Genomic DNA, 22,919 nt, shown 5'->3' with positions numbered 1-22,919 from the left:
GCTTAAACCGGGCAGGGTGTTTGTTCCAGCAGCTGCTGGCTAAGTGGCGACAAGCCTGCCACGCTTTGCGGGTTTAAGCGGTGCTCGGCTAAGTACGGAAAGACGCTTTGTGCATCTTCGGCGGTGGCATAATCCCGACCTTGTAAAAAGGCCAGGGCTTTTACGGCCCGCACCAGGCTTTTGCCAGCACGCGGCGATAACGGCAGCATACCGCTTTGGCCACGACTGGCCCGGATCAACGCCAGTAAATAGTCCAGCAACGGCTCACTGAGTTTCACCTGTTGCAACTGTTGCTGCATCGCGATCAGTTGCTCCGGTAACAGCGCGCGGCTGATAAAGCTCAGGCGTGATCCCTTGCTGTCGTCACGGAGAAGCTGCTTTTCTGCGGCCGCATCAGGAAACCCCAGCGATAAGCGGAATAAAAACCGGTCCAGCTGCGACTCCGGCAAGGCATTAGTACCGGAGTGAAAATGCGGATTCTGGGTGGCGATCACGAAGAACGGCTCTGGCAAGGGCCGGCTATCGCCATCAATGGAGACCTGACGCTCTTCCATGGCTTCGAGCAGTGCGCTCTGGGTTTTTGGGCTGGCGCGGTTAATTTCATCAGCCAGCAATACCTGACTAAACACCGGGCCCGGTTGAAAATAAAATTGCGCTGACCGGGCATCATAAATATTCATTCCCAACAGATCAGCGGGCAGCAGGTCGTTGGTAAATTGTACCCGCTTGTAGCTTAAGCCGAGCGCGTTGGCTAAGGCATGCGCCAGTGTGGTTTTGCCCATGCCGGGTAAATCCTCCAGTAGCAGGTGGCCTTGCGCCAGTACTGAAGTTAACGCCAGACGGATCTGCAGGCTTTTACCCAGAATGACCTGATTCAGTTGTTGTTCGATATGATGTAGCTCGGCTAACACCCTGACTCCTTAAAAAATTGCTATGGTCAGGGCTGTTACTCCTGAACCCTTAGGTTGATGCTTCCTGTAGCCACCGTACCAGTTCAGTCCGGTTCCGGCTATGGGTTTTTTTAAAGATGGCAGATACATGGACCTTTACGGTATTGGCACTGATTTGGAGCTGTTCGGCAATTTCTTTATTCCGGGCGCCTTCGGCGATCAGCATACTAATGCGTTGCTCCTGATCGGTGAGTAACGACGGCAGTTTAATCCGTTTATTCGACTGTTCACGCAACTGGAACAACGCATCCAGCGCATCAGACATCACCTTGCGGCCGTAATAAAGCTGACCAGACATCAGGGTTTGCAAGGCAATTTTGATAATGTCGGGTTTTTCATCGTTGTAGATCACGCCGCGTAAACCGGCGAACAAAGCGCGGTTTGGATCAATCAACTGGCGCTCGGCCTGAAATAAAAACAAGGGCACCTGCCGGCTGACACTGAGTAATTTAGCGGAAAATCCTTTCTTGACCGAGGTTTCACTGCTGAATTGGTATCCGGCCAGAATACCTTTATACTGGCGCTGCGCTGTGAAAGCGGCGAGGGTGGTTTGCTCGACATCAATGCCAACGGCACGGGCATGACGACACGTACTAAGTTGTTCAGTTTCATCAGTGAGTAATATCAGGCGTGAAAACCTTTCCATAACAGCTACCCTTATCGCGAATACTCTAACTATATAACGTCAGACCACAATTTGAAAAGCAAAGACGCATGAAGAGAATACTTTTTGTTTGTTTAGGTAACATTTGCCGCTCACCAACGGCACATGCTGTGCTGCGACAGTTAGCGGTGCAGCGGGGGCTGGAGTTAGAAGTCGAGTCTGCCGGTACCAGCGCCAGCCATAAGGGGGAGCCACCCGATCCGCGCTCGGTACGGGTTGGTTCGGCGGCCGGCTATGATTTTTCAGCGCTGCGCTCCAGACCAGTAATGGATGCTGACTTTGCCTATTACGATTTGATTCTGGCGATGGATAAGCAAAACCTGCGGGAATTAGCGAGCCGTTGCCCAGAGCCCTATCAGCATAAACTGCGCTTAATGCTAAGCTTTCATCCTGAATATCCGCGCTATCAGGAAGTACCTGATCCTTATTATGGCGGCAGTAAAGGCTTCGAGCTGGTGTTAAGGTTATTGGAAGAAAGCTGTCAGCAGCTGCTGCAACAATTGCCGGCCTTAGCTGAGCCAGAGGGTCAATCAGCGCGATAGCAGGCACTTTGCTGCGAAAAAGTGCCCGCTCAGGATTGAATTTACGTCCAGAAGTCTATAAGTTTAGCGGGTGTGTAACTAACTTACAGGAATAGCATCGTGACCACCTGGACGCCACATAGCTGGCGCAACCTGCCGATCCAGCAGCAACCGCAGTATCGGGATCAGCAACTGTTAACCCAAACAGAACAACAACTGCACAAATACCCGCCTTTGGTTTTTGCTCAGGAAACCCGGGATTTGTTTAGTCAGCTCGGCCAGGTGGCCGAGGGTAATGGGTTTTTACTACAGGGTGGTGATTGCGCCGAAAGTTTTAACGATTTTAATGCGCCGAAGATCCGCGATACCTTTAAAGTATTAATGCAGATGGCGGTAGTGCTGACCTTTGCCGGTGGTTTACCGGTAGTGAAGGTGGCGCGGATGGCCGGGCAATACGCCAAGCCACGCTCCAGCGATCTGGAAACCATTAACGGCGTAAGTTTGCCGAGCTATCGCGGTGATATCGTCAATAGCTTTGAGTTTACCGCCGAAGCGCGGGAGCCGGATCCGGCGCGGCTGATCACGGCTTATCATCACTCTGCGGCAACGCTGAATTTACTGCGTGCCTTTGCGCAGGGTGGTCTGGCCGATTTGCACCAGGTCGCGCGCTGGAATATGGGCTTTGTTGAAAGCAATCCGCTAAAAGAGCGTTATATGAGTGTGGCAAACCGCATTCAGGAAGCGCTGCGCTTTATGGAGATTTGCGGTATTACCGCGCAAAATTCGCCGTCGATCCGCGAAACCCAGCTGTTTACCTCGCATGAAGCTCTGTTACTGAATTACGAAGAAGCCTTGACCCGGCGGGATACCTTAACCGGCAAATGGTATGACTGTTCGGCGCATATGGTATGGATTGGTGAGCGTACCCGGCAACTGGATCATGCGCATATTGAGTTCTTCCGCGGCATCCATAACCCGGTCGGGGTTAAAGTAGGGCCAGGCATGCAGGAGGATGATTTAATTCGTCTGATTGATGCGCTAAATCCGGATAACACCGCGGGCCGTTTGACCCTGATCACCCGGATGGGCGCCGATAAACTGGCCGATAAACTACCGGCCCTGGTTCGCCGTGTGAAGCAGGAAGGCCGTAAAGTGGTCTGGAGCTCAGATCCGATGCACGGTAATACCGTGAAAGCCAGCAATGATTATAAAACGCGGGATTTCGAAGCCATTTTGCGGGAAATTCGCAATTTCTTTGCCGTACATAAGGCTGAAGGTACCCATGCCGGCGGCATTCACCTGGAGATGACCGGTGAGCATGTTACCGAGTGTACCGGTGGCGCCTATGGTCTGAGTGAAAGCGATTTATCCAGTCGTTACTTCACCCAGTGCGATCCGCGCTTAAATGCCGATCAGGTACTGGAACTGGCGTTTTTAATTGCTGACACCTTAAGCGCTGCCCGTAAATAAGCTTAAGCCCTGACTGTTTCTTTGGTCAGGGCTTTTTCTCTGTCCTGCTGCTCCCCCAAGCGCGCTAATACTTCTGCCGTTTTAAGCCGGTCATAGCGATAATTTTCGCCGAAATTTCTTCAATCGATAACTGGGTGGAGTTTAAAAACGGGATCTGCTCGCGCTGATATAGGCGTTCCACCTCTTTTAGCTCCAATGTGCACTGGCGCACCGAGGCGTAACGGCTGTTGGGCCGGCGCTGTTCGCGAATTTGGCTTAAGCGTTCCGGACTGATGGTCAGGCCAAAGAGTTTAGCTTTATGTTGTTTTAGCTCCGGCGGTAATCGCAGAGCCTCCATATCTTCTTCGACAAAGGGGTAGTTCGCTGCTTTGATGCCGTATTGCAGCGCCAGATAGAGACTGGTCGGGGTTTTGCCGGAGCGGCTGACGCCAATCAGAATAATATCGGCCTGACTAAAATTCTTCATATTGGCGCCATCGTCATTGGCCAGCGCAAAATTGACCGCATCAATCCGAAAATCGTAGGTTTTCTCATGCATGCTGTGGGTGCGGTGGGTTTTCGGCACCGGCGCCAGTTGTAGCTCCTGTTGCAGCGGTGCGACAAAGGCATTTAAAAAGTCATAACAGATGCCGTCACTTTGGCTGATCTGTAGCCTGAGTTGCTCGTCAACGAAGGTATGAAACACCAGCGGCTTTAAACCTGTAGTTTTATAACAGTCATTAATGCGTTGTACCACCTGCTGCGCCATGGCGAGTGTTTCGACAAAGGGTATGGTAACGTGCTCGAATTGCGCAGGAAACATCGTCAATAGTGCATGACCAAAGACTTCTGCGGTAATGGCAGTACCATCGGAAATATAAAAAGCAGTGCGCACGTCAGCTCCATTTCTTGTAAAAAAACTACATGAAAATTAAAGATTTTCTTACTTGCAGCCAAAGTGTAAAATCGCTGCGATTGTAACCCTTGCTGTAAGCTTACCTGCTTGGCAACAAAAATTGGAGAGAAAGGTGCAAGAATTCGTCATTTGGTATCAGGACCTTGGCATGCATGATGTTGACCGGGTCGGCGGCAAAAATGCTTCTTTGGGCGAAATGATCAGTAATCTGGCCTCGGCCGGGGTGCAGGTGCCGGGCGGTTTTGCCACCACGGCCTATGCCTTTAATCAGTTTTTAGAGCAAAGCGGCGTCAATGAGCGTATTTATAAACTGCTGGATACGCTGGATGTTGGTGATATTCAGGCGCTGTCAGAAGCCGGCAAGCAGATCCGGCAATGGGTTATCGATACGCCGTTTCAGCCTGAGCTGGAACAGGCGATCCGCGCAGCCTACCAGCAATTACACCCGGACAGCAGCCAGGATGTCTCTTTTGCCGTGCGCTCCTCAGCTACAGCTGAAGATATGCCGGATGCGTCCTTTGCCGGCCAGCAGGAAACCTTTTTAAACGTCCGTGGCTATGATGCGGTCATTACCGCGATTAAACATGTGTTTGCTTCGCTGTTTAATGACCGTGCTATTTCTTACCGGGTACATCAGGGCTATGACCACCGTGGTGTGGCCCTCTCCGCCGGCGTGCAACGGATGGTACGCTCCGATCGGGCCTCATCCGGCGTTATGTTCAGTATTGATACGGAATCCGGCTTTGAAGATGTGGTCTTTATTACCTCGTCTTACGGCCTGGGTGAAATGGTGGTGCAGGGCGCGGTGAATCCGGATGAGTTCTATGTGCACAAACCCACACTGGCAGCCGGCCGGCCGGCGGTGGTAAAACGTAACCTGGGTAGTAAACTGCTGCAGATGGTTTACTCCAGCGAACAGGGGCATGGCAAGCAGGTAAAAATTATTGATGTTGAGCAAAGCGCCAGACGCCAGTTCTCACTAACCGACAACGAAGTCGAGCAACTGGCGGCGCAAGCGGTGATTATTGCCAAACATTACGGCCGGCCGATGGATATCGAATGGGCCAAAGATGGCGTAGATGGCAAGCTCTATATTGTACAGGCACGGCCGGAAACGGTAAAAAGCCGCGAAGATAGCAACAGTATTGAGCGTTACCAGTTACAGGCGAAAAGCGCGGTACTGGTTGAAGGCCGGGCCATCGGGCAACGGATTGGTCGCGGTACCGCCAAGGTGCTAAGTGATATTTCACAGATGGATCAAATTCAGCCGGGCGATGTGCTGGTGACTGATATGACAGATCCGGATTGGGAACCGATTATGAAGCGCGCCTCGGCTATCGTCACTAACCGTGGCGGTCGTACTTGTCATGCTGCCATTATTGCCCGCGAGCTGGGGATCCCGGCCGTCGTTGGCTGCGGTGATGCAACGGCGAAAATTCAGGCTGGGACTGAAGTTACCGTGTCGTGTGCCGAAGGCGATACCGGCTTTGTTTATCAGGGCCTGCTGGACTTTAATGTGGTGACCAGCCAGGTTGATCAGATGCCAAAACTGGATCTGAAAGTGATGATGAACGTCGGTAATCCGGAACGCGCCTTTGCTTTCTCGCGTTTACCGCATGCCGGTATTGGTCTGGCCCGGTTAGAGTTTATTATTAACCGGATGATCGGCGTGCATCCCAAGGCGCTGTTAAATTACGCCAGTCAAAGTGCCGAGTTAAAAGCAACCATCGATGAGATGACAGCCGGTTATGCCGATCCGGTGGAGTTTTATATCGCCAAGCTGACCGAGGGCATCGCCACGCTGGCCTGTGCCTTTGCACCGGAAAAAGTCATAGTACGGATGTCAGACTTTAAATCCAACGAATACGCGAACCTGATTGGTGGTCAGCAGTATGAGCCGCACGAAGAAAACCCGATGATTGGTTTCCGTGGTGCCTCGCGTTATCTGTCAGAGGATTTCCGCGATTGCTTCGCGTTAGAAGTTGAGGCATTAAAGCGGGTTCGTAACCAGATGGGTTTTAGTAACGTCGAAATTATGATCCCCTTTGTGCGCACCCTGGAAGAAGCCGCCGGGGTGATCGACTTGCTGGCCGCACATGGTTTAAAACGCGGCGAAAATGGTCTGCGCGTGATTATGATGTGTGAGCTGCCGTCTAATGCTTTGCTGGCTGAAGAATTCCTCGAATATTTCGATGGTTTCTCGATTGGCTCTAACGATCTGACGCAGCTGACGCTGGGGCTGGATCGCGATAGCGGTTTGATTGCGCATTTGTTTGACGAACGTAATCCGGCTATTAAAAAGCTGCTGTCAATGGCAATTCAGACCTGTAAAGCCAAAGGCAAGTATATCGGCATTTGTGGTCAGGGACCTTCGGACCATGAAGACTTTGCCGCCTGGCTGATGGAGCAGGGCATTGAAAGTGTGTCGTTAAATCCGGACACTGTGGTCGATACCTGGCTGTATCTTGCTGAAAAATATGGCAAGCCTCTATAACAAACGTTAAAGACTATCGGTGTTAAAATCCCGCCTTTTGGCGGGATTTCTTTTATATCAGCATAGCCATAGCGCCGCGCTTATGGCAAATTAAGGGTGTTAGCCTGCCAGGGCGGCACAGAGCTGGGCGCAGATGGCTTTAGCTCGACAACAATAACAACAATTCAGGGGAACGTAATGCAACAATTGGTGAATACCATTAACGGCATAATCTGGAGTGAGGCACTGATTTATCTGTGTCTGGGTGCCGGTTTATTTTACTCCATCATGACCCGCTTTGCGCAGGTGCGGCATTTTAAAGAAATGTGCAAGCTGCTGTTTAACAATACGAGTTCAGATAAAGGCATTTCATCGTTTCAAGCTCTGGCAGTATCGCTATCCGGCCGGGTCGGTGTCGGTAATATTGCCGGTGTTGCTGCCGCCATCGGTTTCGGTGGTCCGGGCGCCGTATTCTGGATGTGGGTGGTGGCCTTTTTAGGCGCCAGTACCGCTTATGCCGAGTCAACGCTGGGTCAGGTATACAAAGTTGAAGAAAATGGTCAGTACCGTGGCGGTCCGGCTTATTATTTCGAGCGTTGCCTGGGCTGGCGCTGGCTGGCAGTGTTATTCGCTGTCTCAGCGATTATCGGTTGTGGTATTTTCTTACCTGGCGTGCAGGCGAATGCGGTCGGCAATGCGGTAACTCAGGTCTTTGGTGATGGCAATATGGTGACCACCAGTTTTGGCGAAGTCGGTACCAATAAACTGGCGGCGTTGGCACTGATCTTAATTGTGCTGGCCTTTATTATCTTTGGTGGTATTAAGCGCATCGCTAACTTTACTCAGATTGTTGTCCCTTTTATGGCGCTGGGCTATATCGTAATGGCGCTGATTATCGTGTTCTTAAACTTAGATAAAGTACCGGGTGTGTTTGGCCTGATTTTATCAGATGCGTTCACTGCACAAGCCGGTTTTGGCGCGGCCATTGGCTGGGGTGTAAAGCGCGGTATTTACTCCAATGAAGCTGGCCAGGGTACAGGGCCACATGCTGCCGCAGCAGCAGAGGTGGAACACCCGGCGCAGCAGGGGTTAGTGCAGGCGTTCTCGGTGTATGTTGATACGCTCTTTGTTTGTACCGCTACGGCGCTGATGATCCTGATCACCCAGCAATATAATGTGGTCGGTGAATTACCAGCCGGAGAGTTTATCGTACAGAATGTGGCCGCGGATACCGTCATTGGCTCTGCCGCCTTTACCCAGATGGCGCTGAATTCAGTGTTTGGTAACTTCGGTCAAATCTTTGTTGGTCTGGCACTGTTTTTCTTCGCCTTTACCACTATCCTGGCCTATTACTACATTACCGAAACCAATGTCGCTTACCTAAACCGTCTGTTTAATAACAAGCTACCATTGATCGTGTTTAAAATTGTGCTGATGGCGATGGTGGCGTACGGCACTGTCAATGCAGCAGGTTATGTCTGGGATATCGGTGATATTGGGGTAGGCTTAATGGCCTGGATCAACGTGCTGGGTATTCTGGTGATTTTCTTCCTGCATAAGCCTGCCATTCTGTGTCTGAAGGACTATGAAGAACAGAAGAAAGCCGGCGGCCCAATCAGCTTTGACCCGGTTAAACTAGGCATTAAAAATGCGACCTTTTGGGAGCAGCGCTTAGCCAAATCTCAGGCGGAGCAAAAAGGCAGCGACTAAGCTTAGCAGCAAAGCTGAATCGCGATGATGTTTGATATATATCAGCCCTGGCCCTTGCCGGGGCTGTTTTTTCGGCTAAGCTGACAACTTACAGAAACACATCATACCAGTTAAGCCCCAAAGCATTGAGGGGTAAACCTAAACAAGTGACGGAGTCTGTTATGCGAGAACTCTATATCGCCAATAAAAACTATTCTTCCTGGTCATTAAGGCCCTGGCTATTGATGAAACAGTTGGATATCGCCTTTACCGAGCAACTGGTTCCCTTTGCCGAACAAGATAGCTTTGCTAAATTCCGTAGTTTCTCACCCAGTGGCAAGGTACCCTGTCTGGTGCAGCACAATACGGTGATCTGGGACTCGCTGGCGATTGCCGAGTATCTGTATGAACATTATCCGACGGTGTGGCCAGCAGATCGTCGGCTAAGGGCCTGGGCGCGCTGCGCAGCGGCAGAAATTCACGCTAATTTTAATGCGTTACGCAGTATTTGCAGTATGAACTGCGGCCTGCGTATTCAGCTGCATGAACAAAGTGCGCCTTTACTACGGGATCTGGCCCGGCTGGATGAGCTGGTTACTGAAGGGCTGCATAAATTTGGCGGCCCCTTTCTGGCCGGCGCACAGTTCACTGCGGCAGATGCCTTTTATGCGCCTGTTGCTTTTCGTCTGCAAAGCTATGGCCTGAGTTTAAGCGAAGAGGTCAATGCCTATTTTGCCCGCTTGCTGCAACTGCCGGCAATGCAGGACTGGTATCAGCAGGCATTGGCTGAACCCTGGTTGGACAAGGCACATGATGCTCTGATCCCAGAGGTCGGCACTATCACTGCCGACCTGCGTACCGGAGTACAGGCGGTTTAATCCAGACCGATAAAACCGCCGGTTTGATGCGCCCAAAGCTGGGCGTAAATACCGCCGGCGGCAACCAGTTCGGCATGCGTACCTTGCTCAACGATCTTACCTTGGTCCAGCACTATTAAGCGATCCATCTGGGCAATAGTCGACAGCCGGTGTGCAATAGCAATTACCGTTTTATTGGTCATTAGTTTATTCAGGCTGGCCTGGATCGCAGCCTCGACTTCAGAGTCCAGCGCAGACGTCGCTTCATCCAGGATCAGGATAGGGGCGTTTTTCAGCAGCACCCGGGCAATGGCAATACGTTGCCGCTGGCCGCCAGAGAGCTTAACGCCGCGTTCACCCACCTGGGCATCCAGTCCGCTATTGCCTTTAGGATCGGTCAGCTCATCAATAAACAGCGAGGCTTCCGCTTGCTCTGCGGCTGTCAGCAGTTCCTGCTCACTGGCATCCGGCTTACCATAGCTGATATTGTCACGTACCGAGCGATGCAACAAAGAGGTGTCCTGCGTGACCATCGCGATTTGCCGGCGCAGACTTTCCTGACTGACCTGACTGATATCCTGGCCGTCAATCAGGATCTGACCGCTTTGGACATCATAAAAACGTAGTAACAGGTTAACCAGCGTCGATTTCCCGGCGCCGGAGCGGCCAACCAGACCAATTTTCTCACCCGGTTTAATCGTCAGGTTCAAGCCATCGATCACCGGCGATTTTGCGGTGTTCAGGGCCTTGCCGTAGTTAAAGCTGACGGCAGCAAAGCGGATCTCGCCCTGACTGACTACCAGCTCACTGGCATTGGGCTTATCCAGCACGCTGGCCGGTTGCGACAGGGTGGTGATGCCATCGGCGACAGTACCGATATTTTCAAACAGGCTACTGACCTCCCACATAATCCACTGTGCCATGCCGTTTAACCGAAGTGCCAGACTAACAGCAATGGCGATGGCACCAACGGTGATGGCACTGCCAGCCCATAAGTACAGCGCCAGGGCGGCGACGGCAAACACCAGCAGATAGTTCAGGCTTTGTACCGACACACTTAAGCCGGTCGCCAGCCGCATTTGCCGGTATACCGGTTTTAAAAATACCTCCATACTCTCGCGGGCATAGTCTTCTTCGCGCCGGGTATGCGAGAACAGTTTAATGGTATTGATATTGGTGTAGCTATCGACAATGCGGCCAGTCATTTCTGAGCGCGCATCAGCCTGTTCCGTTGATACCCGCTTTAAACGCGGTACAAAATACAGTTGTAAACCAATATAGCAGACCAGCCAGATCAGCATCGGGATCATCAGGCGCCAATCGGCATCGGCAACAAAAAACAGCATTGCAGAGAAATACACCAGCACATACACCAGCACATCCAACAGCTTCATTACGGTTTCGCGCACTGCCAGCGACGTTTGCATTACTTTGGTTGCAATGCGGCCGGCAAAGTCGTTTTGATAAAAACCAATACTTTGTCTTAGCAGATAACGGTGAGCCAGCCAGCGGATAGACATTGGATAGTTGCCGAGCAGGGTTTGATGCACCAGCGCGGAATGAAACAGCGTTAACAGCGGCAATAAGACCAGCGTAACTAACGCCATCCAAATCAGGTTAGCCCGTTCTTCGCTAAAGAATGTTTCGGGTTCTTTCGCTACCAGCCAATCGACCAATTGACCCATAAAGCTAAATAACGACACTTCGAGGATCGCTAACAGTGCCGAACTTATCGACATCACCAGCAGCGGTAGCTCCATACCTTTGGTATAGTGGCGGCAAAAGGCCAGCAGGCCCTGTGGCGGTTGCGAGGGTTGTTGTTCTGGAAACGGGCGCGTTAAGCGTTCAAAAAAACCTAGCATGCGAATTAATCCGATAGAGAAAAGCGGGATAGCTAAAAACGAAATAGCCAAACATAAAACAACAAAGTGCCAGATGCGGCATCTTGCTGATTGTAACCGATCCGGCGGGCAAAAGCCTTAACCGTTATTATCGGAATTGTGATAATATAACAATTGCTGCAGGGGCTTTTTTAGCAGAGCGCTGCCGCTAAGACTTGATTCCTGGACTGGGGATCCCAATTTCCGCTACTGTGTCGTCAGCGTTTTATTTGAGAATTTAAATGAGTATTAAACTGGTTACTTCCACCCTGTTACCGACGCCTTTTGCCGAGTTTCGTTTACACGGCTTTGAAGCGGCAAATGGTAAAGAGCATGTCGCGCTGACCCTCGGTGATATTAGCAGCGATGAGCCGGTATTAGCGCGCGTGCACTCTGAATGTTTAACCGGTGATGCGCTCTTTAGCTTGCGCTGTGATTGTGGCCCGCAACTGGAAGCCGCCATGCGGAAAATTGCCGAAACCGGTCGCGGTGTGATTTTATATCTGCGCCAGGAAGGTCGGGGTATTGGTCTGATCAATAAAATCCGCGCCTATGCCGAGCAGGATAAAGGGCTGGATACGGTAGAAGCTAATGAAATTCTGGGCTTTTTGCCGGACCAGCGCGAGTACGGTATTGCCGCCGACATGTTTGCCCAACTGGGTGTAAAACAAATCCGCTTACTGACCAACAACCCGCGCAAGTTAAAAGCACTGCAGGATGCCGGCGTCAATGTGCTGGAGCGGGTACAGCACCGGGTCAAAACCACCGCGCATTCACATCGCTATCTGGCGACTAAGGCCGCAAAACTTGGGCATATGGAGTAAGCAGGAATTTACCACTAAAGTCCGAAGCCCACTTTGGCATAACCTGACGCAATGCTATACTGCGGCCAGTTTAAGCTGAAGTGGCAGAATTATGATTGCGAAGCTGAATCCTGAGCTGGCATTGGACGCCAGCGTGGTTGCCTTTACCAAAGCCCTGCAACATGCCGGCTTTACCGGCGATATCGAAACCAGCTATGGCAGCAGGCTGGCCGTGGCTACCGATAACAGTGTTTATCAAGCCTTGCCACAAGCCGTGTTACTGCCGCGCAGCACCGATGATTTAGTGATTATGACGTCACTGGCGCAAACCTCCAGCTTTAGCCATTTAAAATTCAGCCCACGCGGCGGCGGCACCGGCACTAACGGCCAGGCGCTGACCGAGCATATCGTGGTCGATTTATCGCGCCATATGCGGCAAATTCTGGAACTGAATGTCGAAGAGCGCTGGGTACGGGTGCAGGCCGGGGTGATTAAAGATCAGCTGAATGCCTTTTTAAAGCCCTATGGCTTTTTCTTTGCCCCCGATCTGTCAACGTCCAACCGCGCCACTATCGGCGGCATGATTAATACCGATGCCTCAGGTCAGGGCTCACTGGTCTATGGTAAAACCAGTGACCATGTGTTGGCCCTGAAAACGGTGCTGATCGACGGTAATGTGCTGAATACCCGTAAGATGCCGCTGTTTGAAGCGGAGCACAGAGCCGAGCAACCCAATAGCATCGGCCGCATCTACCGCCAGGTACTGGACAGCTGCCGTAATAAAAGGGCGCTGATCTTAGATAAATTTCCACGTCTGAACCGTTTTTTAACCGGTTATGATTTAGAGCACGTGTTTAACGCCGAGCTGACCGAGTTTGATCTGTCGCGGATTATTACCGGCTCGGAAGGCTCGCTCGGTTTTGTTACCGAGGCCAAGCTGAATATCACGCCGATCGCCAAGTACAAATGCCTGGTCAATATTAAATACGACAGCTTTGAAAGTGCGCTGCGTAACTCGCCTTTCCTGGTCGCAGCGGCCGCCACCTCGGTGGAAACCGTCGACAGTAAGGTGCTGAACCTGGCACGTAGCGATATTGTCTGGCATCAGGTCAAAGATCTGATTACTGATGTGCCCGGCAAGGAGATGCAGGGCCTGAATATTGTTGAATATAACACCGAGTCTGAGCAGGAAATTCACGACAAAATTTCCGCTCTGACTGCGCGTTTAGACGAGGCGATCGAACAGCAGCACGGCGGCATCATTGGCTATCAGCTGACCTATGATGCGGCAGCGATTAATGCGATCTACACCATGCGTAAAAAGGCGGTGGGGCTGCTGGGCAATACCGCCGGCAATCATAAACCGGTGGCCTTTGCCGAAGATACCGCGGTGCCGCCGGAAAATCTGGCTGACTTTATCCTCGAGTTTCGTGCACTGTTAGATGCACATGGCCTGCACTACGGCATGTTTGGTCATGTTGATGCCGGGGTACTGCATGTGCGGCCGGCACTGGATTTATACGATCCGGAACAAGAACGTTTACTCAGAACCATCTCCGATCAGGTGGTTGCGTTAACTGCCAAATATGGCGGTTTGATGTGGGGCGAGCATGGTAAGGGCTATCGCAGTGAATACGGCCCGGCGTTTTTCGGTGAGGAACTCTTTACTGAGCTCAGGAAAATCAAAGCGGCTTTTGATCCGCGCAACCGCGTCAATCCGGGAAAAATCTGTACGCCTTATCAAAGTCACGATGCGCTGGTCAGTGTTGACGGTCAGAAGCGTGCCTGGTTTGACCGGCAAATTCCGGTTGCGGTGCGTGAAAGCTTTGACAGCAGTATGAACTGCAACGGCAATGGCCTGTGCTTTAACTATGAAGAAAGCTCGCCGATGTGTCCGTCCAGTAAGGTTACTAAAGATCGGCGCCATAGTCCGAAAGGCCGCGCCGGCTTAATGCGCGAGTGGCTGCGCTTACAACAGCAGGCTGGCGAAGATATTCTGCAAACGGAACAGCGTTTGCTAAAAGAAGGGCAGAGCATCAGCAGTATCTGGCAGAAAATAAAGAATACGCTGGCTAAACGCCAGGGCGAGGCGGATTTTTCGCATGAGGTGATGGAGGCAATGGAAGGCTGTCTGGCCTGTAAAGCCTGTGCCGGCCAATGTCCGATCAAGGTTGATGTGCCAAGCTTCCGCGCCCGTTTCCTGCAGCTTTACCACAGTCGCTATTTACGGCCGGCGAAAGACTATGTGGTTGCCAATATTGAACGTACCGCGCCCTTACTGGCGAAAGCCCCTAAGCTGGTGAATTTTTTCCTCGGGCAGCGCTGGCTGCAAAAAGGTCTGGAGCATGGTGTTGGCTATGTCGATACGCCACTGTTATCGGTACCCACACTGGCGCAGCGGTTAGAGGGACGTTACAGTTTTTCGTTTGATAAACTAAACGCGTTAACTGCTGAGGAGCGGCAACGCACGGTACTGCTGGTGCAGGATCCTTTTACCAGTTTTTACGAAGCGGAACTGGTGGCCGACGCGCTACAGTTACTGGAAAAACTGGGTTATCAGCCGCTGTTATTGCCATTTTTGCCAAACGGTAAGCCGGAGCACGTCAAAGGCTTTTTAAAGCAATTTGCGGCGACCGCTGCCACGGCGGCAGCCTTTTTCAACCAGCTAAATCAGTATCAACTACCATTGTTAGGCCTGGATGCGTCATTGGTGCTGGTCTATCGCGACGAGTATGTGAAAGCGCTTGGCAAGGCGCGGGGTGAGTTTCAGGTACTGTTATTACAGGAATGGTTAGTGCAGCAAAGCTTGCCTAAGGTGGCGCAGACACAGCAGTTCTCGTTACTGGCGCACTGTACTGAGAAAACCGCCTTACCTGCCAGTGAAAAGCATTGGCAGCAGATCTTTGCCCAGATGGGGCTGGAATTAAAGCCGGTCAGCGTTGGCTGCTGTGGTATGGCCGGTACCTATGGCCATGAAAAGCAGCAACTTGAGAACAGCAAAGCGCTGTTTGAGCTTAGTTGGCGCGCTCCGGTAACCCAGCTGGGTAATGAGCGGATCCTGGTGACCGGTTTCTCCTGTCGCAGCCAGGTAAAACGGCTGGTTGGTGATAAGCCGCGCCATCCGCTGCAGGCGCTGTTACAAGCCTTGGTTTAAAAAAACACAGCTAAATATAGATTTCGGTATATTCTTAGCTTGAAATTAGCAAGTGTTGCCCATGGTTGTAGTAACAAACACTATAGTCAGTGCCACCGCTATTTAAGTGGCACGTACCATGCGTTACAAATTTTAAGTCGGAACATTATGTAACTACGACTTTAAAATCCAATCCCAAAGATTAATCTGGAATTAGATTTTAAAAATTAATCTACATTAATCTTATCCGAAATATTTTCAATAATACCTAATGTAGTGTGAGACAAAATGATGAAGTCACTGTCACCATCTTTGTCCAGATCATAGAATAATATAGATTTTGCAGGAATCGATTGTGAGCCTAAACGAGTCGGAACTCCTTTTTTAAACCCTGCTGAACAATTATTCAGATATAAAAATGAATATATAAATAAATCAACGCATGAATCATTGTTTAAGTCTATGGCTTTTATATCTGTTTTAAAAGCTAGGTTTAGTAAACTATTGGATGAAATTCCGAGTATTACACCCCGAGAGTAATTATTATTGTTATCTTTTTCAAGAATAAATAATGGTGCCTCATCAAGATTCCCTCTGTAAGACAAAAATATAATCTCTGGGACGCCATCATTATTAATATCTTCAACAACCAATCCATCAAGACGATATTCATCTGTTACTGAAAATAATAATTCCCCATCACCACTTAGGTTATCTAAAGTAAAACGTAGTATGCTTACTGCAGTGTTAACATATAAATAATTAATGTCATCATCAGTGGAGATGTAAATTGAAACGTCTGTTTTTGACTTACTGTAATTTGGCCCGCCGTAGTATAAAGGGAATTTATTAAAAACTACAGGGCTAGTAAACCCGCCATTGCCGTCATTTGTTATTTTTTCTAGAAAGTAGTAAGGGTTTCCGAAAAATCCAGATTCTTGATAACCTTCAATTGTTAAAATGATATCTTGAAAGCCGTCATCATTCAGGTCATGAACCAATACTTCTTTGATTTTTGTAAAACCGATCCCGCCATTTATTTCATCTGAATAAACTTCTATTCTTTCAGGTTCAGAGAAATCACAACCGTTATTTTTATATAGCAGCAAAAATGGAATGCCAGAGTATACTGAACTAACAAATAAATCTTGTAAACCTTTATTATTAGTATCTATAAAAGAAAGGGCAGCTAATTGCTCAACGCCATAGTCAAGCAATATAGGATTGCTAATGTTATTAGTAATGTCTTTATATAAGTATATGTGGCCATTGTCGACACTAGTTACAACTAGGTCATTTGAATCATTGCCACAAACATCGCTCAATACCATCCTGTCTCCACCAGCCAAACCTCTATCGTTAATGACAACAACGTGTTTTAAGCCATCAGTGATTAATGGTATTGAGATTAAACTTTTACCTAAAAGGGTCGCAAAAACGCATCTAGCTCCTTCAATATGGCAACTATCTGACAACACTAATTCAGATAGAGCTAAACCGGCTGAACGGTTGCCAAGATTAATTCTTTCATATCCACTGGATGTACTCATATAAGAGAATACATAAGGAAAATTATGTTCATTTAAAGCGACAAAAACAAAGTCACTTATCTGATCATCGTTGGCATCAAAGGTGAAATAATCCTGAATCATTTCATCGTTAATTTCACTGAAAACTTCTATGAATGGGGCTAATGTATAACTTTCCTCATTAAACTCTGTAAAAATAAAGCGCCCAAACTTATCATTATCCCATTTGTAACTCCTGGTAAGAACGCCTTTCTTGCCATTGTGAAGTTCAACTTGTAGGTTTTCTCGCTTTAATCTAACCGAGCTTTTTCCATAGTAGCGTCTTATTATATTGTTTTCTCTATTATCAATTAAAAAACTTGGCGAAGCTTCTATGTCTGATAATGACACATATATATTTCCAGCTTGTTTCATTAATGAGTAACTGGGTGAATAGTCGCATTCTAATGGATCGAGATCGTCACAATTACCTTTAACAGATATAATGTACTTTTCATTATTGACAAGATGCGTAAATATAGGTGTTGAAGCTGTTAGTGGCTCTATGTTTGTGGCTACAGCATTGCCTGAAGAGTTTGCAGTTATTGAAAAAAAACCACCAACTGAGCCAAGACCGTTTGCATCGTAAAGATACCAATCAGCCGGCTCATCAACTGGTTTTGCAATGAATGTAACTTCATTGTTATTAATATTTTCCAGGTCAACGATATCCAGGCTTCCTCGGAAACGATTATAACCATTAATTTCAATAAATGGTGTTCTACCGACACCAAAGAATACATCAAATTGGAAATCTGGTTTATTTTCTGGTTCTGAATTGTAAAAACTTAAAGAATAATAAGGAAAGTCGCTTAGATCTGTGTCTTTGTATTTATCTTTATCACAGAAACCATAGCATTCAACTGTAGTAATTTTTTCATTGCTTAGGTAATCTATTTTGTAAAATGACACAGGCCCTCTGCGTCTGTTGAGTGCCGCGTTAAGATAGAAATTTTCAGTATCATAACTTTGTCCTTCATTTACTTTCAACTCACCAATGCCAGAAGGCTGCACATGCGTATTTCTTAGAATATTCTTTCTTATTACCGCTTCTTTTTCTTCATAAGAACCACATTCATCAACTATCGAGCCATCTATAATATGAAAATTATCGTCCGGATTAAAAATAGAGTATGGAATAGCTTGGAGATAATATGAATAATACACTTCGCTTCCAATTTTTTTCAGATTGTAAATGCTTTCAAAATTATGAACATCAATAGGGTTGTAGTCGAAGTATCCGCAGCCTTTGCTAGTAAACTTAGTTTCCCATGGCGCTTTCAATATAATACTAATTTCATGTTTCGTTCTTTTGTTTGAACTATCTTTAGCTTCAACCTCAAGAGTGTAACCTTGTCTTCCATGCAAGTTTAAACTTTCTGCAATAGGCAAACCAGGGGAGAAAACTATTAGATTATTTCCTTCTAGTCGAATAGTGCCATCGTATTCCTCACTCCCTGAAAATGTTATATTTCTTACTATGATATCAACTATCTCCCCATCAAGATCTTCAGCTTTGAAGTTTATAAAAATGTCATCATACGACATCATTTTCACAATCTCACTAGGCACATCAAAAATCAAAGGCGGTCTATTTTCGACGGTTAGAATGATATTCACGAAATCATATGCGTCATATTCATCATATACTTCTATTCTGTAGCCGAAGTCTTCAGCCCATGAGACAATCGGCGTTTCTATGCTAAAAATAGGTCCAGTTTGGTTTGTTGGTTTAAACTCTCCATTTTTAATCTCATAGAAAACATATCTTAACTTGTCACCAGAAGAGTCTTTCGATTCTGAGGCATCATATAAAACATTTTCCAAGGTAAAAACTTTGCTTGGATAGTCTTTCAAAACAATATTAGGCGAAGCGTTTATTGCAATACTGAAATTAAATTCTTTTCCATTTAAAGTCTCAGAGTAAACTTTTGCTACAAGCTCTAAGTCTTTATTTGCTGTTAGCTTGCCTGGCTCGAATGTCAATATGTAGTTATTTCGCCCATCTGGAAGCATTTCCTGATTTACGTAGAATAAAACTTGCTCATCTTTATGATTGTCAGAGTAAGCGAAACTTGCAGTTTGGCCACTATCTGCAATTATTGATATGGACTGTTGAGGATGTTCGTTACTCGGTTTATCGTTTATGTAATATTTATCTTTTAAGTTGCCAAAACTTAATGGTTTTAATTTTATTTCAGAGTTACAGTCGTGTGTAATTGGGCCATATTTTAGTTCATCACCATTTATTGTTAAGTTATCGCAGCCAGATTCACTATCAATTTTAAATTTTGTGTAGTCAGTTATTAGCCTAAACAATGCAAAATCGCCATGTGCAACGTTTTGTAAATTTGGAGTGATAAATCCGCCCTCATTTATAACAACTGCGGTGACTTTGTGATATGTGACAACAGGTGTATAAACTACGGATATCTCGCAAGCTTGAGTTATGGGTCCTGTCGTATAAGTGTTGCCTGTTAAACTCCCTCCACATCCAGATGCGTTACCAATACTATAATTCTCATCAGGTACTAGGTTGAAAGTTGCTGTTTTTCCGTAATCGACCATTTGACTAGCAGGAGTTACTTTCCCGCCATCACTCGCAACAGCAATGACGGTGAATGATAATGGGTTAAATGCAGCATTTATGCTGCAGCTTTCATTTATTGGGCTGGTAGTATAGATGTTACCATTTATAGATCCGCCACAACCACTCACTGTATTGATGCTGTACCCGGTATTGGGTGTAACGGTAAAACTGGTGGTTGCACCATAACTCACCACTTGGCTAGTAGGAGTTATCGTGCCGCCTTCGCCAGCCGTGGCGGTGATGGTATAGCTAGCTGCATTAAAACTAGCATTGACATTACAAGCTGTGTTGATCGGACCAGTGGTGTAAGTATTGCCAGTTAAAGAACCGCCACAACCACTCACTGTATTGATGCTGTACCCGGTATTGGGTGTAACGGTAAAACTGGTGGTTGCACCATAACTCACCACTTGGCTAGTGGGGGTTATCGTGCCGCCTTCGCCAGCCGTGGCGGAGATAGTAAAGCTAATCGGATTAAAGCTAGCATTTACAGTACAGTTTGCATTTATTACGCCGGTTGTATAAGTATTGCCGGTCAAAGAGCCGCCACAGCCTGTAACAACATTTATAGTAAATCCTGAATCTGCCGTGACTGTAAAAGTTGCAGATTGTCCCTGGTTTACTGTTCTGCTAGCTGGAGTGATCGTACCACCGTTACCTGCAATTGTATTTATTACATATGTTTGTGGGGAATTACCAGTACCGCCAGAGCTGGAATCGCCACCACCGCCGCAACTTGTAAGAAGAATGAGCAAAGTTAACAAAAGAAGCTTATTTGACGGTGTCATTTGGGTGTACATAGTATATTCTCCGAGACTGTAAATAGAATTTAACTATCAATAAGAGGACTACCTTGATATTACTGTTATACAGATCGCATCAATCAGTCTTTATGCGAAACACTTATGCTTTAAAAAGCTTGGTTGTTTTAGCTGGAGTCTCATTTGAGTCAGTGATGCTGATCAGAGTGTTACTTAACATAGGCTGGTGTTCAGCTAGTTTTTAGATGAGGTGTGGGAGCAAAATTTATTCCAGTTTTTTATTTCTATCTATTTCAAACGCATATGACAGTCTTTATATGGAAGGAACAAGAAATTGTACAGAAGTCCGACTACCACATTTGAAGTATATGGCTCGCGCATTCGCCATAAATTCTGATTACCTCTTCAGAGAGCTGAATGTTCTATTTAGGTATAAAGCGACGCCTACAACACCATATCTTCAACTGAATTGGTTTAAAAGCAACATTAGTTCACTTTGTGAATTTATCCTGCACTTTTTAAAAATAGCCCTAAGATGACACCTAAGTGTACTGTAGCTAATCTCAAATTCGGCTGATAAATCCTTCAATTTCTGATTGCTATGCAATGCTATCACTAACTCGAGCTCCCGAGAGGTTAGGTCATACTCCTCCTTTACTCCCTGCCAGCATATATTTTGTTGGTAACTAATGGTAAGTAAAAATAAGCTCTCCTCTGATGAATCGAGCTTTAACCATCGTAATGGAGCGATAGACAATGATAGCTGTATACCTGTTTCAGTGAGCTGTAAATAGAGACGGTCATTGTTCAAAATATCGTTCTGTAAGTATGCTTCAATTAATTGTTGAAATCGCAGGTTTTCAGCAGTATTTTTAAGACGAAACCGGTTACCTGCAATAGAAAAACAAGGCATATTATCTAGTAATGCATCTGCTTTATGATTACTTAACTTGATTTTTCTATTACTATTGATAACAAGCAGTGCTTTATCATTTTGATTTAGCACTACACTTAACATATCGTTCTTGTTAGTAACATCCCGAAACAATGTAAATAAGCGCATTGACTGTTGGATATGCGGCTTAAGCTGTTCGATTAGCTCTTGCTCACGATAACTAAAAGGGTCATCTTCCTCTCCTCGATTCAGAATGAAAAATGCATCATGCTCATGATCCCGTAACAAAAGGGCACCAAGAACATAATGACATCTTAGCGGAGTGAGAACTTTCTTACTGAACTCGCTAGTACTATATTCATTGATATTTATAAAGTCATCTGGTCGAATAGTTTCCCCCTCTGGAAGATATCGAACGTAGTCGAAAAAAAATGGATCATCGAATGGTCTTTGCTGATAATAGACAAGTGCATCGACTGGCATATCAAATTTGGCTGTAATATTCATAAACAAAGGGCTATTCGGATCTGTCTTTTTTAATGATACAAATGCCTTATTTGAATTAGTCGTTTCCATAATCAATTGTAAAAATGGCCGCCAATCGCCGACAACTACACTCCCGTACAGTTGATGAAGTAACTCAGAAAATAGTGGAGATCCGACTAACGATTCCTGTTGCATAAGAGTTTCCATTATCAGTGAATGATTTCGACCTCACTGTATTGAATTTAGCAAAGCGAACTTAATATGCAACTTTAGGCGGAGATATAAAAAAGCCACCTCATGCAGAGATGGCTTTTTAGTGTTTTACCAGCTTAGAAGCGATACACGCCTTTCAGGTAGTAGTAACCACCATTTATACCCATCGGCGAAGTTTCAAAGTACTTGGCACCCAGAATGTCACTCATCCACTGCGGTAAACGTTCTGGTTTGGTATCAAACAGGTTTTGTGCACCGACGGCAACGGTGAAGCTATCATTCCAGTGATAGGCCAGCTCGACATCAAAGGTCACTTTGGATGAGCCCTTACCGGTTAAGTCTGGATCATCAGCATGCACACCCTGGAAACTGCCGTAGTAGTTAGAGCGCACAAACATGTCGATATCCTGCCACTGCTGAGTAAGCGTAACGCCAACCACACATTCCAATCCTAACTGATCAACTTTACCCTGTCTGCCATTATCAACTGCCAGGGTAATCATCATGCACCGCACCAAAGAACAATGGTTGGCTTTATTCGCCGAGCAAGCCCAAAGTGGCCTCACCCAAACTGAATTTGCAAAACGTCAGGGCATCATTCCTACATATTTTAGTTATCGCAAGAGACAATTGTTGGCGTTTCAGGATGATGACGGTGGCTTTATTGAGCTGACGCCACAGGGCTTGCAGCTGAATCAATCCATTTTACTACGCAAGCGTGATGTGGAATTGCAGTTTCCAGCCGGCACCGATGCGCTGTGGTTAGCGGCCTTGCTCAGGGCGCTCTGACCATGAAAATGTTCCTCGATGTGCCTAAGGTCTATTTGCATAAACAGCCGGTCGACTTTCGTAAATCCATTAATGGCTTATCGTTGCTAGTCGAGCAAGAGATGCAGCTCTCGCCTTTTAGTGGCGCACTGTTTGTGTTTTGTAATCAGCAGCGTACCCGGTTAAAAGTGCTGTACTGGGATAGCACCGGCTTTTGCCTGTGGTACAAAAGGCTTGAAAAAGAAAAGTTCCGCTGGCCACGGCAGATGCCAGGCAAAATCCTGTCTATTAGCGAGCAGCAGT

The 22,919-nt window shown here is 47.2% G+C and carries 16 protein-coding genes; 9 read left to right on the top strand and 7 right to left on the bottom strand.

What is annotated here, in order from left to right; all coding sequences use genetic code 11:
- Positions 1 to 2 precede the first annotated feature (2 nt).
- Positions 3 to 911, bottom strand: coding sequence for an AAA family ATPase (locus AJE_RS00975; protein ID WP_008949262.1), 909 nt, complete (start codon positions 909 to 911; stop codon positions 3 to 5).
- A gap of 49 nt (positions 912 to 960) precedes the next feature.
- Positions 961 to 1,596, bottom strand: coding sequence for a response regulator transcription factor (locus AJE_RS00970; protein WP_008608475.1), 636 nt, complete (start codon positions 1,594 to 1,596; stop codon positions 961 to 963).
- Between the two features lie 68 nt (positions 1,597 to 1,664).
- Between AJE_RS00970 and AJE_RS00965 the strand changes: the two genes are divergently transcribed.
- Positions 1,665 to 2,156: a low molecular weight protein-tyrosine-phosphatase gene (locus tag AJE_RS00965; protein ID WP_008608476.1), complete on the top strand. Its 492-nt coding sequence runs from the start codon at positions 1,665 to 1,667 to the stop codon at positions 2,154 to 2,156.
- Between the two features lie 99 nt (positions 2,157 to 2,255).
- Entirely contained in the window at positions 2,256 to 3,605 is a 1,350-nt protein-coding gene (locus tag AJE_RS00960; protein ID WP_008949260.1) for a class II 3-deoxy-7-phosphoheptulonate synthase, read from the top strand.
- Positions 3,606 to 3,669: 64 nt separating this feature from the next.
- Here AJE_RS00960 and ppsR read toward each other — a convergent pair whose 3' ends face one another.
- Positions 3,670 to 4,479 (bottom strand): posphoenolpyruvate synthetase regulatory kinase/phosphorylase PpsR, encoded by an 810-nt coding sequence (gene ppsR / locus AJE_RS00955; RefSeq protein ID WP_008949259.1) that lies wholly within the window; start codon positions 4,477 to 4,479, stop codon positions 3,670 to 3,672.
- 133 nt (positions 4,480 to 4,612) lie between these two features.
- Between ppsR and ppsA the strand changes: the two genes are divergently transcribed.
- From ppsA to AJE_RS00940, 3 genes are all read left to right on the top strand, one after another.
- On the top strand, positions 4,613 to 6,994 hold the full coding sequence (gene ppsA / locus AJE_RS00950; RefSeq protein WP_008949258.1) for a phosphoenolpyruvate synthase: 2,382 nt from the start codon (positions 4,613 to 4,615) through the stop codon (positions 6,992 to 6,994).
- 177 nt (positions 6,995 to 7,171) lie between these two features.
- Entirely contained in the window at positions 7,172 to 8,683 is a 1,512-nt protein-coding gene (locus tag AJE_RS00945) for an alanine/glycine:cation symporter family protein (RefSeq protein WP_008949257.1), read from the top strand.
- A gap of 161 nt (positions 8,684 to 8,844) precedes the next feature.
- Positions 8,845 to 9,540, top strand: a complete 696-nt coding sequence (locus AJE_RS00940; protein ID WP_008949256.1) for a glutathione S-transferase family protein — start codon at positions 8,845 to 8,847, stop codon at positions 9,538 to 9,540.
- On the opposite strand, the gene AJE_RS00935 is transcribed toward AJE_RS00940, so the two are convergent.
- A complete protein-coding gene (locus tag AJE_RS00935; RefSeq protein WP_008949255.1) occupies positions 9,537 to 11,381 on the bottom strand; it encodes an ABC transporter ATP-binding protein in 1,845 nt (614 codons plus the stop codon). The genes AJE_RS00940 and AJE_RS00935 overlap by 4 nt on opposite strands.
- A 260-nt stretch (positions 11,382 to 11,641) precedes the next feature.
- Between AJE_RS00935 and ribA the strand changes: the two genes are divergently transcribed.
- Both ribA and ydiJ read left to right on the top strand, forming a co-directional pair.
- Entirely contained in the window at positions 11,642 to 12,223 is a 582-nt protein-coding gene (gene ribA / locus AJE_RS00930) for a GTP cyclohydrolase II (protein ID WP_008608483.1), read from the top strand.
- A 91-nt stretch (positions 12,224 to 12,314) separates the two neighbouring features.
- Positions 12,315 to 15,356 carry a D-2-hydroxyglutarate dehydrogenase YdiJ gene (gene ydiJ / locus AJE_RS00925; RefSeq protein WP_008949254.1) on the top strand — a complete coding sequence of 1,014 codons (3,042 nt, stop codon included), beginning with the start codon at positions 12,315 to 12,317 and terminating at the stop codon, positions 15,354 to 15,356.
- Positions 15,357 to 15,562: 206 nt separating this feature from the next.
- On the opposite strand, the gene AJE_RS00920 is transcribed toward ydiJ, so the two are convergent.
- The 3 genes from AJE_RS00920 to AJE_RS00910 form a co-directional block, all read right to left on the bottom strand.
- On the bottom strand, positions 15,563 to 20,293 hold the full coding sequence (locus AJE_RS00920) for an InlB B-repeat-containing protein (RefSeq protein ID WP_138984179.1): 4,731 nt from the start codon (positions 20,291 to 20,293) through the stop codon (positions 15,563 to 15,565).
- Between the two features lie 421 nt (positions 20,294 to 20,714).
- Entirely contained in the window at positions 20,715 to 21,830 is a 1,116-nt protein-coding gene (locus AJE_RS00915) for a helix-turn-helix transcriptional regulator (protein ID WP_008949252.1), read from the bottom strand.
- Positions 21,831 to 21,964: 134 nt separating this feature from the next.
- Complete coding sequence (locus AJE_RS00910) at positions 21,965 to 22,354, bottom strand: TonB-dependent receptor (protein ID WP_008949251.1); 390 nt, start codon at positions 22,352 to 22,354, stop codon at positions 21,965 to 21,967.
- On the opposite strand from AJE_RS00910, the gene tnpA reads away from it, so the two are divergent.
- Together tnpA and tnpB are read left to right on the top strand one after the other, a co-directional pair.
- The gene (gene tnpA / locus AJE_RS00905) at positions 22,353 to 22,637 is read left to right on the top strand and encodes an IS66 family insertion sequence element accessory protein TnpA (protein WP_008949250.1); all 285 of its coding nucleotides are present in this window, start codon (positions 22,353 to 22,355) and stop codon (positions 22,635 to 22,637) included. The two genes, AJE_RS00910 and tnpA, sit on opposite strands and share 2 nt — an antisense overlap.
- 2 nt (positions 22,638 to 22,639) lie before the next feature.
- A partial coding sequence (gene tnpB / locus AJE_RS00900; protein ID WP_008949249.1) for an IS66 family insertion sequence element accessory protein TnpB occupies positions 22,640 to 22,919 on the top strand: 280 nt, incomplete at its 3' end.

The sequence above is a fragment of the Alishewanella jeotgali KCTC 22429 genome (assembly GCF_000245735.1).
Taxonomy (GTDB): Bacteria; Pseudomonadota; Gammaproteobacteria; order Enterobacterales; family Alteromonadaceae; genus Alishewanella; species Alishewanella jeotgali.
Note: the sequence above shows the minus strand (reverse complement) of the source record. Positions and strands in the feature narration are given on the sequence as shown.